A 17286-nucleotide genomic window follows, 5' to 3' on the forward strand; every position below is an offset into this window, starting at 1 on the left:
AGATCAGCGACCGAGAGCCATGGCAAGATCGGCATAGATGATTTCAGCAAGCTCGCGGGCGGCCCGTGTCTCCGCGTCACGCACGGCACGGAGCTTTGCGAACTCCTGGCGCGGATAATCGAAGAGAGCCACACCCGAACGACGGCCTGTCTTCAGCACCGTGTCGTCCGATATCCGCTTCAGCGTATAAGTGCCTATGACGACGGCTCGACCCGAGTTTGCCGTATCGGAGGTTTCATCGAGAAGAATACCCTCGACACCACCGCTGACAGTCAGGTCGACCCGATATTCCGGGGTCTTCGTTTCGTCACCGCCGCTGGTCAAGAAGATCAATCGGTTGCGCGTCTCGAGGCCGATGCGGCTGGTCGCTTCGGAATAGGCGATCGCAGCCAATGCGCCGCGGGTTTCGCCATTGGTATCCTGATAGAGCGGACGAGCCTGGCAGCCCGCCATCAGCAGAGCCGCGCCGATCAGAACCGAGCGCCGAAGCAGCTTGGAAGGCTTGAATTCAGAGGACAATGTTCACGATCCTTAGCGGGACAACGATGATCTTCTTCGGGGCCTGGCCATTGAGAACGGCCTTGACGGCGTCGAGCGCCAGAACGGCTTCCTGGACGGCATTCTGGTCTGCGTCGCGCGCGATTGTCAATTCGGCACGCTTCTTACCATTGATCTGCACCGGCAGAACGATCTCGTTTTCGGCGACCAGCGCCTCGTCGAACTGAGGCCAGTCTGTCTTGGCGATCAGGCCGTCATTTCCGAGAACTGACCAGCATTCCTCGGCGAGATGCGGCGTCATTGGCGCGATCAGATGTACCAGGATCTCTGCTGCATTGCGGGCAGCTGCAACGTAAGCTGCATCTCCCTGCCCTGCCGCAACATTCGTCAGCGGTGCAGCCAGCGCATTGACCAGCTCGTAGATGCGCGCAATCGCCTTGTTGAAGGCCAGCTTGTCGAGGTCACCCTGGACAGCCTTCAAGGTCTTGTGCGCCGCCTGCGAGATTACCAGTCCGTCGCCGTCCTTAGCCGGATTCGAAGGTACGGACTTCAACCGCTCGGCAGCTTCCGACACGAGACGCCAGACGCGTTGAACGAAGCGGTGTGCGCCCTCGACGCCGGATTCCGACCAGATTACGTCACGATCCGGCGGCGAGTCTGAGAGAACGAAGAAGCGAGCGGTATCGGCACCGTAGGAGCCGATGATGTCATCGGGATCGACGACATTCTTCTTCGACTTCGACATCTTTTCGATCGAGCCGATCCTGGCTTCCTGACCATTGCTGAGCAGGAACGCGCGACGTGCACCATCCGTCTCTTCGATACGCAGATCTGCCGGGGCGACCCACTCGCGCTGCAGACCTTCGCCGATGCTGTAGGTTTCGTGCACGACCATGCCCTGGGTGAAGAGGCCCTTGAAGGGTTCCTTCAGATCGAGATGACCGGTTTCGCGCATGGCGCGCGTGAAGAAGCGCGAATAGAGCAGGTGCAGGATCGCGTGCTCAATGCCGCCGATATACTGGTCGACCGGCAGCCAGCGGTTGGCAACGGCGGGATCCGTCGGATTGTCCTCCCAGGGTGCCGTGAAACGCGCGAAATACCAGCTCGAATCGACGAAGGTATCCATGGTGTCCGTCTCGCGACGGGCGTCTTTGCCGCAGTGGGGGCAGGCAACGTGTCGCCAGGTCGCGTGACGGTCGAGAGGATTGCCCGGCTTGTCGAAGCTGACGTCGTCAGGCAGCTTCACCGGCAAGTCCTTCTTCGGGACGGGCACGACGCCGCAATCGTCGCAATGGATGACCGGGATCGGGCAGCCCCAATAGCGCTGGCGGGAGATGCCCCAGTCGCGCAGACGGAAGTTGACCTTGCGTTCGCCCTGCGGTGCACCGTTCAGCTGCTGCGACGACAGACGGTTCGCGACCTCCTCGAAGGCTTCCGTTGTCGAGAGCCCATCCAGGAAGCGCGAATTGATCATCACGCCGTCATCGGTGAACGCGGTGTCGCCGACTGTAAAGCTTGCGGCGTCACCATCCCTCGGCATAACAACCGGGACGAAGGGCAGGTCATATTTGCGGGCGAAATCGAGGTCGCGCTGGTCGCCGGAGGGGCAGCCGAAGATCGCGCCCGTGCCGTATTCCATCAGCACGAAGTTCGCGACATAGACCGGCAGCTCCCAGTTCGCATCGAGCGGGTGCTTCACGCGGATACCGGTGTCGATACCCTTCTTCTCGGCCGTCTCCAGTGCTGCGAGCGACGTGCCTGCATGGCGGCATTCCTGGCAGAAGGCGTCTACGGCTGCGTCGTGCGCGGCGGCTTCCTTGGCCAAGGGGTGATCAGCGGCGATTGCCAGGAAAGATGCGCCAAAGAGGGTATCGGGCCGGGTGGTGTAAACGGTCACTTCGCCGGCTTCGCTGCCGGAGGCGACTTCCCAGCGGATGGCCATGCCTTCCGAGCGGCCAATCCAGTTCTTCTGCATCAACCGGACCTTTTCCGGCCAGTTATCGAGTTCGTCGAGTGCGTCGAGCAGGTCCTGGCTGAAGTCGGTGATCTTGAAGAACCACTGGGTCAGTTCCCGCTGTTCGACCAGCGCGCCGGAGCGCCATCCACGGCCATCGATGACCTGCTCATTGGCGAGCACGGTCATGTCTTCCGGGTCCCAGTTGACCTTGGAGTTCTTTCGATAGACCAGGCCCTTTTCCAGGAAGTCCAGGAAGAGGTGCTGCTGGCGATGGTAGTAGTCGACGTCACAGGTCGCGAATTCGCGCGACCAGTCGAGCGACAGGCCCATGGACTTCAGCTGACCGCGCATGGTCGCGATGTTCTCATAGGTCCAGGCCTTGGGGTGGACCTTGTTCTTCATCGCGGCATTTTCCGCCGGCATGCCGAAGGCGTCCCAGCCCATCGGATGCAGCACATTGTAGCCCCGTGCGCGTTTGTAGCGTGCGACGACATCGCCCATCGCATAGTTGCGGACATGGCCCATATGGATGCGTCCCGACGGATAGGGGAACATCTCAAGCACGTAGTATTTCTCGCGCGGGTCGGCATTGTCGGTCTCGAAGACCTTGTCTTCGGACCATTTCGCCTGCCAACGGGGCTCGGCGTCGCGCGGATTGTAACGTTCGGTAGCCATGGATCGCATTTCCGGGAATAGCATCAAAAAGAGAGGGCCGACCTTCATCATGAAACCGGCCAAGCGTCAAGTTTTTGAGGCATTCGCAAGGCCTTTCCCGCCAAGCGCTTGCCATGGCCGCAGCCTGCCTTTAACCCCTTGCCGAAAGATCTGATGACACCAGATATCGGGCAGATGAAAACGAGGGTTGGGCATGTCGGTTGAAGAGCGGCTCCAGGACGTCCGGGGCAAAATCGCAAAGGCTGCGCAGGAGGCAGGTCGTGAGCCGGATTCGATTTCACTCGTCGCGGTTTCCAAGACCTTCGATGCCGAACATATCCGCCCGACGATTGTCGAGGGTCAGCGGGTGTTCGGGGAAAACCGCGTGCAGGAAGCCCAGGGGAAATGGCCTGATCTGAAGGCGGAAACCCCTGATCTCGAACTGCATCTGATCGGCCCGCTTCAGTCGAACAAGGCAGCCGATGCTGTCGCGCTGTTCGATGTCATCGAGACAGTCGATCGCGAGAAGATCGCCCGAGCGCTCGCAGAGGAGACAAAGCGGCAGGGCCGGTCGATACGGTTTTACATCCAGGTCAACACCGGTCTCGAGCCTCAGAAGGCGGGGATTGCGCCCGATGATGTTGGGTCTTTTGTCGCGCTTTGCCGCGATGAACTTGCGATGCAAGTCGAGGGCCTCATGTGCATCCCGCCGGTCGATGAGAATCCCGGGCCACATTTCGCTCTGCTTACCAAACTCGCCGAAGAAAACGGGCTTTCGAAGCTGTCGATGGGCATGTCCGGCGATTTCGAGACCGCCATCGGCTTTGGAGCAACGAGCGTCAGAGTCGGATCGGCAATTTTTGGCACACGTTAAGTTGCCTTAGACCTTCGGCATAGCGCTTTGGTCTCTCTTTCCTCCTTCCTTCGTCGATCCTAAAATGATGCCAAAGGCGAAAGCCTCAAGCGTTGTCATGGGAGGATCGACATGCGCGAGAGCTATCAGGACATCTACGATTCCTGGACAGCAGATCCGGAGGGCTTCTGGGCCACGGCTGCGGAACAGGTTCATTGGTTCAAGGCGCCGGACGCGGTCTTCGACGCCTCACAAGGCACCTATGGTCGCTGGTTTCCCGGTGGAGAGACCAATACCTGCTACAATTGCATCGACCGTCATGTGGAAGCCGGGCGTGGTGCTGATACGGCCGTCATCTATGACAGTCCAATGACCGGTCAAACGGCACGTTACAGTTATGACCAGGTGCTGACGGAAGTCTCTGCGATAGCGGCCGTCTTGCGCAATCACGGCGTCGCGAAGGGCGATAGGGTCATCATCTACATGCCGATGATCCCGGAAGCCGTCTTCTCGATGCTTGCCTGCGCGCGTATCGGCGCCGTGCATTCCGTGGTCTTCGGCGGCTTTGCGGCGCATGAGCTCGCGACCCGCATCGACGATTCCGGCGCCAAAGTGGTTATCGGCGCGAGCTGCGGTCTCGAGCCTGGACGTATCGTCCCCTACAAGCCGATGCTCGACCAGGCAATCGACATGGCTAAGGTGAAGCCCGATTACTGTCTGATTTTGCAGCGCGACCAGTATCATGCGCCCCTTCGCTACGAGCATGGCGATGTCGATCTGGCCCAGGCGATCGAACAGGAAAAGATCAACGGCTCGTCTGTCGAATGCGTGCCGGTGGCCGCGACCGACCCGCTTTACGTTCTCTATACATCGGGAACGACCGGTCAGCCCAAGGGCGTGGTGCGCGACAATGGCGGCCATATGGTCGCTCTCAACTGGACCATGAAGAACATCTACGGCGTCAAGCCTGGAGAAGTCTTCTGGGCCGCCTCCGACATCGGATGGGTCGTCGGCCATTCCTACATTGTCTATGGTCCGCTCTTGGCCGGCAATGCCACCGTGATCTTCGAGGGCAAGCCGGTGGGCACGCCGGATGCCGGCACCTTCTGGCGTGTGGTGAGCGACCATGATGTGAAGGCGCTGTTCACGGCGCCGACGGCCTTCCGTGCGATCCGTCGTGACGACCCCGAGGGCGAACATGTCGCGCGCTATGACATCTCCGGTCTTCGCGCACTCTTCCTGGCCGGTGAGCGGGCCGATCCGGAAACGCTGAAATGGGCAGAACGGATCCTGAAAATTCCTGTCATCGACCATTGGTGGCAGACGGAAACAGGTTGGGCGATCGCCGCAAACCCGGCGGGCCTGGGGCTGCTTCCCGTGAAACACGGATCACCAACCAAGGCCATGCCGGGTTACACGCTCGAAGTGCTCGACGACGCAGGACATCCGGTCGCTCCTGGCACGCTTGGAAACATCGTCGCGAAGCTTCCCCTTCCTCCGGGTTGTCTGGTTACCTTCTGGAATGCCGACGAACGTTTTCGCGCCTCTTGCCTCGAAGAGTTCCCCGGCTACTACAAGACGGCGGATGCCGGCGTCATTGACGAAGATGGCTATGTCTTCGTCATGGCGCGGACCGACGATATCATCAATTGCGCTGGTCACCGTCTCTCGACCGGTGCCATGGAAGAGGTCTGCGCCATGCATCCCGATGTGGCGGAATGCGCTGTTATCGGGATTGCCGACGAATTGAAGGGACAGATCCCCTGCGGCTTCCTGATCCTGAAGAAGAATGTGCATCGCGACCATGCTGTGATCGCCAAGGAAGTCGTTCAGTTGGTGCGCGACGAAATCGGACCAGTGGCAGCTTTCAAGATGGTACTGATGGTCGATCGTCTACCGAAGACGCGCTCGGGCAAGATCCTGCGTGGCACGATGCAGAAGATCGCCGACGGTCTGCCTTGGAAGATGCCCGCGACGATCGACGATCCTGCAATCCTCGACGAGATCACGGCCGTGTTGCAGGCCCATGGTCAGGTCCCGGCATCCGCCAAAGCGGTTGCAAGCGCCTGAACCATCAGGCGGGCAAGAAAAAACCCCGGCCGCCTTGGGCTGCCGGGGCGCATCGCTTGTACCGATCTCTGATCAGTACTGGTCGTCTTCGTCGTCATTCTTGCGGTCGGACTTGAGCGACTGCAGCTTGGCGAAGACGGCGTTGGCGTCGATTTCCTTCTCTTCTTCGCGCTCGTAGCTGAAGCCGAGGTTTTCGGTCTCGCTTGCAGACTGCAGAGTCGCGCCGAGTTCGGCAGCGGTCGGCAGCGGACGACCCTTCGATGCCTTTTCGACTTCGAGATCGAGGTCGATCTGGCTGCAGAGGCCAAGCGTGACCGGGTCCATCGGTGCGAGGTTGGCCGAGTTCCAGTGCGTGCGCTCCCGGATCTGCTCGATCGTCGACTTGGTGGTGCCGACGAGACGCGAGATCTGGGCGTCCTTCAGTTCCGGATGGTTGCGAACCAGCCAGAGGATGGCATTCGGACGATCCTGACGCTTCGAGACCGGCGTATAACGCGGGCCGCGGCGCTTCGAGTCGGGGACGCGGACCTTCGGCTCGGAAATCTTCAGCTTGTAGTTCACGTCCTTTTCAGCGCGGCCAATCTCGTCGCGCGAGAGCTGGCCGGTTGCGATCGGGTCGAGGCCCTTGATGCCCTGAGCTGCTTCGCCGTCTGCAATTGCCTTCACCTCGAGCGGGTGCAGCTTGCAGAACTGCGCGATCTGATCGAATGACAGCGCGGTATTGTCGACGAGCCATACAGCGGTCGCCTTCGGCATGAGCAGTGTCTGGGCCATGGATACAATCCTTCTGAGGGTCCGCGCCGGTTGTCGCGGGCCGTGGGTTTAAACCACTATTTCCGGGAATTCGGCGTCCTTATAGCGATTATGTAACGAAATTGCAATTCGCGAAGTCACGAATGACCTTTGTCTAATTGCTGGCCATGTTGCACCTGCTATGAATGGCGGCGATAGGCCGGGGAGGACGGTCCTGGTCGCCATTAGTGGCCCGTCAACATGAGGAGGAGTTCATGTCAGCCAAAACCTATCCGGTGCTGAAATCGGCAAAAACCCGCGCCCTGATCGATGATGACAAATACCAGAAATGGTATCAGGAGAGCATCGAGGACCCCGAGAAGTTCTGGGGCAAACACGGCAAGCGGATCGACTGGTTCAAGCCGTATACGAAGGTCAAGAATACGTCCTTCAAGGGCAAGGTTCCCGTCAAGTGGTTCGAAGACGGCCTCACCAACGTCTCCTATAACTGCATCGACCGCCACCTGAAGACGCATGGCGAACAGACCGCCATCATCTGGGAAGGCGACAACCCCTATATCGACAAGAAGATCACCTATAACGAGCTCTACGAGCATGTTTGCCGTATGGCGAACGTCTTGAAGAAGCACGGCGTCAAGAAGGGTGATCGCGTGACCATCTACATGCCGATGATTCCGGAAGCGGCCTATGCAATGCTGGCCTGCGCCCGCATCGGTGCCATCCATTCGGTCGTCTTCGGCGGCTTCTCGCCGGAAGCACTCGCAGGCCGTATCGTCGACTGCGAATCAACCTTCGTGATTACCTGCGATGAGGGCGTTCGCGGCGGCAAGCCGGTGCCGCTCAAGGAAAACACCGACATCGCGATCGACATCGCCGCCAAGCAGTATGTCATCGTCAACAAGGTTCTGGTCGTGCGCCGCACCGGTGGCAAGATCGGCTGGGCACCGGGCCGCGACATCTGGCATCATCAGGAAGTGCATACGGTCAAGGCAGACTGCCCGCCGGTGAAGATGAAGGCAGAAGATCCGCTGTTCATCCTCTACACCTCCGGTTCGACGGGCAAGCCGAAGGGTGTCATGCACACGACGGGCGGCTACCTTGTCTATGCCTCGATGACGCATGAATATGTCTTCGACTATCACGATGGGGACGTCTACTGGTGTACGGCCGATGTCGGCTGGGTCACCGGGCACTCCTACATCGTATACGGGCCGCTTTCGAACTGCGCGACGACGCTGATGTTCGAAGGCATTCCGACCTTCCCCGATCAGGGACGGTTCTGGGAAGTGATCGAGAAGCACAAGGTCAACATCTTCTACACCGCACCGACCGCGATCCGCTCGCTGATGGGTGCGGGTGACGATTTCGTCAAGCGTTCGGACCGTTCGTCGCTCCGTCTTCTGGGTTCCGTCGGCGAGCCGATCAATCCGGAAGCCTGGGAATGGTATTACAATGTCGTCGGCGAGCAGAAGTCGCCTGTTGTCGATACCTGGTGGCAGACCGAAACCGGCGGGATCATGATCACGCCGCTGCCGGGTGCGACCAATCTCAAGCCGGGTTCGGCAACCAAGCCATTCTTCGGGATCAAGCCTGAGCTTGTCGACAATGAAGGCAATGTTCTGGAGGGGGCGACCGACGGCAATCTCTGCATCACCGACAGCTGGCCTGGTCAGGCACGCTCCGTCTATGGCGACCACGACCGTTATGTGCAGACCTACTTCTCCACCTACAAGGGCAAGTACTTCACGGGTGACGGCTGCCGCCGGGACGAAGACGGGTATTACTGGATCACGGGCCGCGTCGATGACGTCCTGAACGTGTCCGGTCACCGCCTGGGAACGGCGGAAGTCGAATCGGCTCTGGTTTCGCACCACCTCGTTTCCGAAGCGGCCGTCGTCGGCTATCCACACGCAATCAAGGGCCAGGGCATCTATTGCTATGTCACCCTGATGTCGGGTCACGAGGGCAATGACGCGCTCAGAGCCGATCTGGTGAAGCATGTGCGGACGGAAATCGGTCCGATCGCGACGCCGGACAAGATCCAGTTTGCACCCGGTCTGCCGAAGACGCGCTCGGGCAAGATCATGCGCCGCATTCTGCGCAAGATCGCCGAGGACGATTTCGGCGCGCTTGGCGATACCTCGACGCTGGCCGATCCGGCTGTCGTGGACGACCTGATCGCGAACCGCCAGAACAAGATCGCCTGATCAAAACAGATCTCAATCAAAAGAGGGGCTTCCGCCGGGAGCCCCTTTTTCGTGTCAGTCATTTGGGCATGGCCGCTTGCTTTTCGTCCGCCCGTTATAGGGCTCGACCAGACCTGCCTGTAGGAGAAGCTCCGCCGCTCGAGTGCCATTCGACAATTTGAGATCGGCGACTACGCGGCCGAAATACTTGTCGCCGGAGATTGCGGTCAACTGCACCATCCGCTCGCCCGCGACCAGGCTCGTGAGCTCGCTCTTCGCCTCAAGGGCCGCCTCACGAAAGGCGGGGCATTTCGACCGCAGCTCGGGCGCATCGATGCCGCGCAGGCGCACATAGGTGCTAACCTTGTGATCTGGCCAAGGCATTGCTTCCACAAGGACCGTGTCGCCATCGATGATCTTCACGACCTCGGCCGTAACAGGCCCTTCGATCTGGCGGCTGGATGCGCTTACCGGCGCTTCGGACGCCAGCATCGGGAAAACTGTCAAAGGAACAAGTGCTGATCGGAACATTATAGGAATGTATTCCGATATCCGACGCAAATCAATGGGTAATTATTCCTTAAAAATCGATCGCGCGACCCTTGATCTCCCAATCTCCGAAGCGCGCAGGATCGGCACCACCGCGTCCGCCAATTTCGGGCGGCATCTGCTGAGCCTCCTCCTTCCGGCGTCGCTCCTCCGCTTCCGCGAGTGCCCGTTTCGCAGCCGGGCTCAGTTCACGCGGCATTTCTTCGACACTGACTTCGGCTTCACGATCTTCTGACATCACATCGTCCTTTGCTGAGACGGCATTTCATGCGCAAACATTGAAATTGGGGTCGGCGCTTTTTAAATCAACAGGCGAAAACGGCAACAGAATTGCCAAGAGCGCTGCTTTTAGAGGACCACGACATGAATACCATGCGGACTGCCATGCTGCTCGCCTTCATGACCGCCCTCTTCATGGGCGTCGGCTTCCTGATCGGTGGCAGGGGCGGCATGATGATTGCCTTCGTCATCGCCGCGGGCATGAACTTCTTTTCCTATTGGAATTCTGACAAGATGGTGCTTCGCGCCTATCGCGCCCAGGAGGTCGATGAGCGGACGGCTCCCGAATTCTACGTCATGGTGCGGGATCTGGCCCGCAATGCCGGTCTGCCCATGCCAAAGGTCTATGTCTTCGACAACCCGCAGCCGAATGCCTTTGCGACAGGGCGCAATCCGCAGAATGCAGCCGTTGCTGCTTCCACCGGACTGTTGCAGCGGCTCAGCCCGGAAGAGGTCGCAGGTGTCATGGCCCACGAGCTGGCCCATATCGAGAACCGCGACACGCTCACCATGACCATCACCGCCACACTGGCGGGTGCGATCTCGATGCTGTCGAACTTCGCCTTCCTGTTTTCCAGCGGGCGTGACGATCGCAACAATCCGCTCGGCTTGGTCGGTGTCCTCATCGCGATGATTGTTGCCCCGCTGGCTGCCATGCTGGTCCAGATGGCAATCAGCCGGACGCGCGAATATGCGGCCGACCGCCGCGGGGCGGAGATCTGCGGGCAGCCCCGCTGGCTCGCATCGGCTCTGCAGAAGATCGCCGGCGACGCGTCTCACATCGAGAATGTGGAGGCGGAGCGCAATCCGGCGACCGCCCATATGTTCATCATCAATCCCTTGAACGGCCAGCGGATGGACAACCTCTTTTCGACCCATCCCAACACGCGCAATCGTATCGAAGCGCTAATGGCCATGAGCGATATCCGGCCTGGGGGATCGACGCCGCCTGAGGCCCCTGTTAAGGCAACGCGCACTGCGCGTTCTGTTCCGACCACCGGTTGGGGACGCGGTAAAGCCGAACCACCCAAGGGACCATGGTCTTGAACGACACATCGACGGGCAAACCGAAAAGCAAGCACAATGGCAACAGGAAGCATGGAGATCATGCCTCTCGGCAGCCCTTGAAGCCGGGGCTCGAAGCCCGAATTGCCGCAAGCCGGATCCTGGCAGCGGTAATTGATCGGAAAACGTCGCTCGACGGCATGCTGGATTCAGAGCATGGCAATCCTGCATTTTTGCCGTTGAACGATGCCGATCGCGGCCTCGTGAAGGCCATCCTTCAGAGCGCACTGCGCCATCTGCCGCGGATCGAGGCGATAATTGCGGAACTGCTAGACACTCCGCTGCCGGACGGTGCCCGCTCCCTGCATCACCTTCTGATCGTGGCTGCGGCGCAGATGCTCTATCTCGATGTGCCCGATCATTCGGCTGTTGACCTTGCCGTGGAGCAGGCCAATGGCGATCCCAGAAGCCGTCGTTTCTCGAAGCTGGTGAATGCCATCCTGCGCCGCATCGGTCGTGAGAAGGCGGAGCTTCTCGCTGCCGTGGATGATCTTCCCTGCATGCCGGATTGGTTTATGGCGCGCCTGACGGCAGTCTATGGTGATCAGCGAGCACTTGCGATCGCTGCGTCCCAGCTGGAGTCCCCGACGATCGATTTGACCGTAAAGTCGGATGCAGCCGGCTGGGCTGCGCGGCTTGGCGGACAGGTTTTGCCGACCGGCAGTGTCCGTCTCGAGCGGTTTCGTGGCTCGGTGACCGCGCTCGAAGGTTTCGAGGATGGTGAGTGGTGGGTGCAGGATGCCGCCGCCGCGATTCCGGCAAAGTTGTTCGGTGATCTCACAGGAAAACGGGTTGCTGATCTTTGCGCCGCACCTGGCGGCAAGACGGCACAGCTGGTGCTCGCCGGCGGCGATGTTCTGGCCGTCGAGCAATCGAAGTCGCGCCTGAAGCGTCTGGAGTCCAATCTCCAGCGCCTGGGAGTTTCGGTCGAAATCCGGTGTGCGAACCTGCTCGACCTCGACGAGAACGAGACGTTCGATGCGATCCTGCTCGATACACCCTGTTCATCGACCGGCACGACGCGTCGCCACCCGGATGTTCTCTGGACGAAGAATGCGGCCGATATCGCCAAGCTCGCCGAGCTGCAGGAGAAGTTGCTGCGTCACGCCGTAACACTGTTGAAGCCGGGTGGCTGTCTGGTCTTTTCCAACTGCTCCATTGACCCTTCCGAAGGCGAAGAGATTGTTGCCCGGGTGTTGGCGGAGATCCCTGACCTGCGCCTGCAGCCGATCGATCCGGCCGACTGGCCCGGGCTGGAAGCAGCGATCACCGCTAAGGGTGAGTTCAGGACCACGCCCGACATGCTTCGAGAAAATGGCGGGCTTGATGGCTTCTACGCCGCGGTCATTGCTAAAACTTAACTAATATCTCAATAAACCTGTTGGGAAGTCTGCGTGAACGTGGACCGTTGCTCCGCATGAACGGGGCACGGCGATATGACTTGTCATTTCGTGCCCATCGCCAGGAGCCCGAAGGCGCTATCCCTTCGCATTGCTCGGGCTCGGACAACCGGAATGGCTGGATCATCATGATCTGGTGACAGGAACCATTATGCGAATCAATGATCGCGTCCGACTGATTTCGCTACACGTCGCCGAAACCTGGCGACGCATGCGGCAGGCGGCTGCCATCGTTATGCCTTCGGCGGTGCAGCGCGGTGCTTTCCGCGTGAACCGAGTCGTCGTGGCACCGACAGATCTCAGGGCGATCGACTCGTTTGTGGCGGATGAGATCGTCAACGGGCGCTTTCCACTCGCCGGGCGTGTTCTGGATACCGAGGGTCAATCTCCCTTCGAACTGGAGCTGCCGTCCGTCCAGTTTGCACGCCGCCTGCACGGTTTTGGCTGGCTGCGCCATATTCGCGCCGACAAGACGGCTGCCGCCTGCGACAACGCGCGATGGATCACGGACCAGTGGATCAGCCTGCATGGCGGCCGTAGCAAGGGTGTCGCCTGGGACAATGAGGTCGTGTCCCGGCGGATCATCAGCTGGCTTTCGCATTCACCGATCGTGCTGCACGAAGCCGATGCGGGCTTCTACCGTCGGTTCACGTCCTCACTTGGGCACCAGGTGCGCCACCTTCAGCGCCGTGCCGATTCGATGCCCGACGGTCTCCCGCGCCTCAAGGCGCGCATCGCCATCGCCATGGCGTCGATCGCAGCCGAGGCGCGTCCGGCGGCAGTCCGCCGCGCGGGACGGTTGCTTGACCGGGAGCTTGAGCGGCAGGTTCTGGCGGATGGAAGCCATGTCTCGCGCAATCCGCAGGCCTCTGTCGATCTGCTTTTCGACCTTCTGCCTCTGCGCCAAAGCTATATCAATCTCGGTCATGAGGTTCCCGCCAAGCTTATTCCGGTCATCGACCGCATGTACCCGGCCGTGCGTTTCTTCCGCCACAGCAGCGGCGATGTGGCTCTGTTCAACGGTGCAAGTTCCTCGCTGGCCACCGATCTCATGAGTGTTCTCAGATATGACGAGACGGCAGGGCAGCCCTTCAAGGCCTTGCCGCATGGGGGCTATCAGCGGCTTTCCGGTGGTGACACGACGATCCTGGTCGATACCGGCAAACCCCTCTCGGCACGGCTTTCGAGCACGGCCCACGCCGGTTGTCTCTCGTTCGAATTGTCCTCCGGACGGAACCGTTTCCTCATCAATAGCGGCTCACCGCGCTTTGCAGGGGAGCGGCTCCGTCAATTGGCGCGTGCTACGGCTGCCCATAGCACCGTGTGCATTGGTGACGTTTCCTCGGCGCGGATCGCGCAGTCGTCCCGCCTCGGCACGATCATGCTGTCGGGCCCCTCCAAAATCGAGGTCGAACGACAGACCGGTCCCGATGGCAGTGACCGGCTGTCGGCACGGCACGACGGCTATGTGAAGCGCTTCGGTGTCCTGCATGAGCGAGAGATCCGGATCAACGAGCAGGGCACCAAGATCGCCGGGCGGGACCGCCTGCTGTTGCCGGACGGCCTGCCGACTCCCAATCTGCCGGGTGCAGAGGTCATTGCGCGTTTCCATGTTCATCCGACAATCACCGTCGAGCGTTCCGACGATCGGAAGATCAGGCTGGTGGCTCCTGATGGCGAGAGCTGGTCCTTCTCCATCCCCGTCGGCGAAATCGCCATTGGTGAAGATGTCTTCTTCGCCGATGTTTCGGGCATCCGTCCGTCGCAGCAGCTGGAGATCGTCTTCGAGGGGCCGGAAATACGCTGGTTTCTCGCGCATCACGCCTGATGGCGGGCATCTTGCGGTTTCCTCACAGGTGAAGCTGTGCTAGGCGGCGGCATCGCGCCCGCTGCCGCATTTCCGGGCGCCCGCCAGCTCGGAGTGAACCATGGCCGTCGTTTCCAAAAAGATCCCCGCCCCTGACCTCGTGCGCGTGCGTACCGCACTTCTCTCGGTGTCCGACAAGACCGGTATCGTCGAATTCGCGCAGGCGCTGCACCAGCGCGGCGTACGTCTTCTGTCGACTGGCGGCACCCACAAGGCTCTTGCTGCGGCCGGCTTGCCGGTCATCGACGTCTCCGAGATCACGGGCTTCCCCGAGATCATGGATGGCCGCGTCAAGACGCTGCATCCGCTGGTCCATGGTGGTCTGCTGTCGATCCGGGATGATGCAGAGCATGTCGAGGCGATGAAGGCGCATGGCATCGAAGCCATCGATCTCTCGGTGATCAACCTCTATCCCTTCGAGCAGGTTCGCGCGGCCGGTGGCGACTATCCGACCACCGTTGAAAACATCGACATTGGTGGACCGGCCATGATCCGCGCTTCGGCGAAGAACCACGCCTATGTCACGGTCGTCACCGATGCTGCCGACTATGCTGAGGTGATTGCCGCGCTCTCCGAAAATGACGGCCAGACGACCTATGCGCTGCGCCAACGGCTTGCGGCCAAAGCTTATGCCCGCACCGCTGCCTATGACACTGCGATCTCCAACTGGTTTGCAGAAGCGCTCGAGATCGAGATGCCTGCCTACCGGACCGTTGGCGGCGTCTTGAAAGAAAAGATGCGCTACGGCGAGAACCCGCATCAGAGCGCGGGCTTCTATGTCACCGGCGACAACCGTCCCGGTGTTGCGACCGCGACGCTGCTGCAGGGCAAGCAGCTTTCATACAACAACATCAACGATACGGATGCGGCGTTCGAACTCGTCGCCGAATTCCCGCCGGAAAACGGCCCGGCCTGCGCGATCATCAAGCATGCCAATCCTTGCGGCGTCGCGACAGGTTCAAGCCTGGTCGAGGCCTACAAGCGAGCGCTCGCCTGCGACAGCACCTCGGCGTTCGGCGGCATCATCGCGCTCAACCAGCTCCTCGATGCCGAGACCGCGCAGGAAATCGTCAAGCTCTTCACCGAAGTCATTATTGCGCCTGAAGTCACCGACGAGGCCAAGGCGATCATCGCCGCCAAGCCGAACCTGCGCTTGCTGACCACGGGCGCCCTGCCCGATCCGCGCGCCCGCGGCGTCATGGCCAAGACGGTCTCCGGTGGTCTGCTTGTCCAGAGCCGCGACAATGTCATGGTCGAGGATCTCGACCTCAAGGTGGTGACCAAGCGCGCGCCGACCGCCACCGAGCTCGAGGATATGAAGTTCGCCTTCAAGATCGCCAAGCACGTGAAGTCGAATGCCGTCATCTACGCCAAGGACGGCCAGACCGCCGGCATCGGCGCCGGCCAGATGAGCCGCGTCGATTCCGCCCGCATTGCAGCGCTGAAGGCCGAAGACGCTGCCAAGGCGCTTGGCCTTGCGGCACCGCTGACCAAGGGTTCGGCCGTTGCATCCGAGGCATTCTATCCCTTCGCTGACGGTCTTCTGGCCGCGATCGCAGCAGGTGCCACGGCTGTCATCCAGCCCGGTGGTTCAATGCGGGACGAAGAAGTGATTGCAGCCGCCGACGAGCACGGCGTGGCGATGGTCTTTACCGGCGTCCGTCACTTCCGCCATTGAGGAAGCCCGATCGCTGATGAAAACAAATGGCCGGTGGGGCGATCCACCGGCCATTTTTTATAGGCTCGTCCCCTTGTCCGTTGCCGGGTAATTCGTCCTCAAGAGAAGGACGAGGCCGCCAATCAGAAAAACCAGCAGTGTGGCCATGCCGGCGCGTGGCGAGCCCGACCAGGCCGTTACCACCGAAAAGCAGAGCGTCGCGAGGAAGCTCGTCGCGCGACCTGACAAGGAGTAGATACCGAAATAACGGCCGGCTTCGTGCAGTTCGACGCTGCGGGCGAGATAGGAGCGCGACGAGGCCTGGACAGGGCCGAAGGACATGCCAATCAACAGGCCGTAGAGGACATAGGCCTTTTCGGCGGGGGTGGCGAACAGTCCGTCGGTACCTGTGATGGGCAGGCTCACCAGCCCGAAGAGGGTGAAGTCGACGCCGGTCGAGATGATCCCGAAGGTGGCAATGATCAGCAATCCCAAGCTCACCAGGACCACCACTTTGGAGCCGAGTGCCCTATCCACGCGACCGGCCACGAGGCAGCCGAAGATCGCGACGATGTTGAGGATGATCCCGTAGATGCCGATTTCCATCGTCGACCAGCCGAACATGGCGGCAGCGAAGACACCGCCCAGCACGAGAAGTCCGTTGACGCCGTCCTGGTAGATCATCCGGGCGATGAGGAAACGCAGGATATTGCTGCGGTGGCGTAATTCGCCAAGTGTCGAGCGGATCTCGCGAAGACCCGACCGGACGGCCGCGCCCAAAGCTTTGCCCTTCGCTGCATCCGGGGTGAAGAAGAACATCGGCAAGATGAAGATCAGATACCAGACCGCGGAAATCGGGCCGGTGATGCGAGCATCCTCGCCGGCTGCTGGGTCCAGCCCGAACAGCGGATCGAACCCGATCAGCGTCTTTCCGGTCGTCGGGTTGCCGGCAAGGAAGAGCACCACGAAGATCAGCACGATCATGCCGCCCATGTAGCCCATGCCCCAGGCAATGTTGGACACCCGCCCGACATCCTGCTGGCTGACGAGGCGCGGCATCATGGAATCGTTGAAGACGATGGAAAATTCCGCCGCGATGCTGGCGAGGATCATCAACAGCATCACTAGAGCGACGGGCGAGCCCGGAGCGGCTGTCCAGAGAAGGGCGAGGCAGGCGATCTTGATCAGCGCGAAGAAGGCGATCCATGGCTTCCTGGACCCGGACTCGTCGGCGATTGAACCGAGAATGGGTGCAAGGATGGCAATGATGACGCCGGAAATCGTCGCGGCATTGCTCCAGGCGGTCTGTGCGCTTACCGGATCATCGGTCATCCGCGAGACGAAATACGGACCGAAGATGAAGGTTGTGACTACGGTGAAGAAGGGCTGCGCTGCCCAGTCAAAAAACATCCAGCCACGGACACCCCTGTCGATGGGGCCGTGGCTGGTCTTCACGTCTTCACTTGTCGTCACAGGCATCCCCCAGAGGCTCTAAAGC

13 protein-coding genes are annotated in these 17286 nt (G+C 60.6%); 7 read left to right on the top strand and 6 right to left on the bottom strand.

What is annotated here, in order from left to right:
- Positions 1–3: 3 nt before the first annotated feature.
- The gene (locus BSY240_RS14230) at positions 4–519 is read right to left on the bottom strand and encodes a hypothetical protein (protein ID WP_069042739.1); all 516 of its coding nucleotides are present in this window, start codon (positions 517–519) and stop codon (positions 4–6) included.
- Positions 509–3130, bottom strand: a complete 2622-nt coding sequence (leuS, locus tag BSY240_RS14235; RefSeq protein ID WP_069043986.1) for a leucine--tRNA ligase — start codon at positions 3128–3130, stop codon at positions 509–511. Before leuS ends, BSY240_RS14230 begins: the two co-directional genes overlap by 11 nt.
- A gap of 193 nt (positions 3131–3323) precedes the next feature.
- Here leuS and BSY240_RS14240 point away from each other — a divergent pair, with 193 nt between their 5' ends.
- Positions 3324–3983: a YggS family pyridoxal phosphate-dependent enzyme gene (locus BSY240_RS14240; RefSeq protein ID WP_069042740.1), complete on the top strand. Its 660-nt coding sequence runs from the start codon at positions 3324–3326 to the stop codon at positions 3981–3983.
- Positions 3984–4094: 111 nt separating this feature from the next.
- On the top strand, positions 4095–6032 hold the full coding sequence (locus BSY240_RS14245; RefSeq protein ID WP_069042741.1) for a propionyl-CoA synthetase: 1938 nt from the start codon (positions 4095–4097) through the stop codon (positions 6030–6032).
- 72 nt (positions 6033–6104) lie between these two features.
- On the opposite strand, the gene BSY240_RS14250 is transcribed toward BSY240_RS14245, so the two are convergent.
- Positions 6105–6806, bottom strand: a complete 702-nt coding sequence (locus BSY240_RS14250; RefSeq protein WP_069042742.1) for a DUF1013 domain-containing protein — start codon at positions 6804–6806, stop codon at positions 6105–6107.
- Positions 6807–7039: 233 nt separating this feature from the next.
- Between BSY240_RS14250 and acs the strand changes: the two genes are divergently transcribed.
- Positions 7040–8992, top strand: coding sequence for an acetate--CoA ligase (acs, locus tag BSY240_RS14255; protein ID WP_069042743.1), 1953 nt, complete (start codon positions 7040–7042; stop codon positions 8990–8992).
- A 54-nt stretch (positions 8993–9046) separates the two neighbouring features.
- On the opposite strand, the gene BSY240_RS14260 is transcribed toward acs, so the two are convergent.
- Both BSY240_RS14260 and BSY240_RS14265 read right to left on the bottom strand, forming a co-directional pair.
- On the bottom strand, positions 9047–9463 hold the full coding sequence (locus tag BSY240_RS14260; protein WP_236759258.1) for a thermonuclease family protein: 417 nt from the start codon (positions 9461–9463) through the stop codon (positions 9047–9049).
- A gap of 88 nt (positions 9464–9551) precedes the next feature.
- The gene (locus BSY240_RS14265; protein ID WP_054150029.1) at positions 9552–9758 is read right to left on the bottom strand and encodes a DUF1674 domain-containing protein; all 207 of its coding nucleotides are present in this window, start codon (positions 9756–9758) and stop codon (positions 9552–9554) included.
- A gap of 125 nt (positions 9759–9883) precedes the next feature.
- Between BSY240_RS14265 and htpX the strand changes: the two genes are divergently transcribed.
- The 4 genes from htpX (at position 9884) to purH (ending at position 15809) form a co-directional block, all read left to right on the top strand.
- On the top strand, positions 9884–10846 hold the full coding sequence (gene htpX, locus BSY240_RS14270) for a zinc metalloprotease HtpX (RefSeq protein WP_069042745.1): 963 nt from the start codon (positions 9884–9886) through the stop codon (positions 10844–10846).
- Entirely contained in the window at positions 10837–12225 is a 1389-nt protein-coding gene (locus BSY240_RS14275; protein ID WP_069042746.1) for an RsmB/NOP family class I SAM-dependent RNA methyltransferase, read from the top strand. Before htpX ends, BSY240_RS14275 begins: the two co-directional genes overlap by 10 nt.
- A gap of 190 nt (positions 12226–12415) precedes the next feature.
- The gene (locus BSY240_RS14280; RefSeq protein WP_069042747.1) at positions 12416–14092 is read left to right on the top strand and encodes a heparinase II/III family protein; all 1677 of its coding nucleotides are present in this window, start codon (positions 12416–12418) and stop codon (positions 14090–14092) included.
- 100 nt (positions 14093–14192) lie between these two features.
- On the top strand, positions 14193–15809 hold the full coding sequence (purH, locus tag BSY240_RS14285) for a bifunctional phosphoribosylaminoimidazolecarboxamide formyltransferase/IMP cyclohydrolase (RefSeq protein ID WP_069042748.1): 1617 nt from the start codon (positions 14193–14195) through the stop codon (positions 15807–15809).
- A gap of 57 nt (positions 15810–15866) precedes the next feature.
- Here the strand turns inward: purH and BSY240_RS14290 are convergent, their stop codons facing one another.
- Entirely contained in the window at positions 15867–17198 is a 1332-nt protein-coding gene (locus BSY240_RS14290) for an MFS transporter (RefSeq protein WP_236759380.1), read from the bottom strand.
- Positions 17199–17286: the final 88 nt, after the last annotated feature.

Origin of the sequence: Agrobacterium sp. RAC06, assembly GCF_001713475.1 — a bacterium.
Lineage (GTDB): Bacteria > Pseudomonadota > Alphaproteobacteria > Rhizobiales > Rhizobiaceae > Allorhizobium.

Excerpts from the sequence above, each read along its gene's own strand:
- BSY240_RS14275 (WP_069042746.1), top strand. The coding sequence starts at position 10,837 with ATGGTCTTGAACGACACATCGACGGGCAAACCGAAAAGCAAGCACAAT.
- leuS (WP_069043986.1), bottom strand. The coding sequence starts at position 3,130 with ATGGCTACCGAACGTTACAATCCGCGCGACGCCGAGCCCCGTTGGCAG.
- BSY240_RS14280 (WP_069042747.1), top strand. The coding sequence starts at position 12,416 with ATGCGAATCAATGATCGCGTCCGACTGATTTCGCTACACGTCGCCGAA.
- BSY240_RS14290 (WP_236759380.1), bottom strand. The coding sequence starts at position 17,198 with ATGTTTTTTGACTGGGCAGCGCAGCCCTTCTTCACCGTAGTCACAACC.
- BSY240_RS14260 (WP_236759258.1), bottom strand. The coding sequence starts at position 9,463 with ATGCTGGCGTCCGAAGCGCCGGTAAGCGCATCCAGCCGCCAGATCGAA.
- BSY240_RS14240 (WP_069042740.1), top strand. The coding sequence starts at position 3,324 with ATGTCGGTTGAAGAGCGGCTCCAGGACGTCCGGGGCAAAATCGCAAAG.
- acs (WP_069042743.1), top strand. The coding sequence starts at position 7,040 with ATGTCAGCCAAAACCTATCCGGTGCTGAAATCGGCAAAAACCCGCGCC.
- BSY240_RS14245 (WP_069042741.1), top strand. The coding sequence starts at position 4,095 with ATGCGCGAGAGCTATCAGGACATCTACGATTCCTGGACAGCAGATCCG.
- purH (WP_069042748.1), top strand. The coding sequence starts at position 14,193 with ATGGCCGTCGTTTCCAAAAAGATCCCCGCCCCTGACCTCGTGCGCGTG.
- BSY240_RS14265 (WP_054150029.1), bottom strand. The coding sequence starts at position 9,758 with ATGTCAGAAGATCGTGAAGCCGAAGTCAGTGTCGAAGAAATGCCGCGT.
- htpX (WP_069042745.1), top strand. The coding sequence starts at position 9,884 with ATGAATACCATGCGGACTGCCATGCTGCTCGCCTTCATGACCGCCCTC.
- BSY240_RS14250 (WP_069042742.1), bottom strand. The coding sequence starts at position 6,806 with ATGGCCCAGACACTGCTCATGCCGAAGGCGACCGCTGTATGGCTCGTC.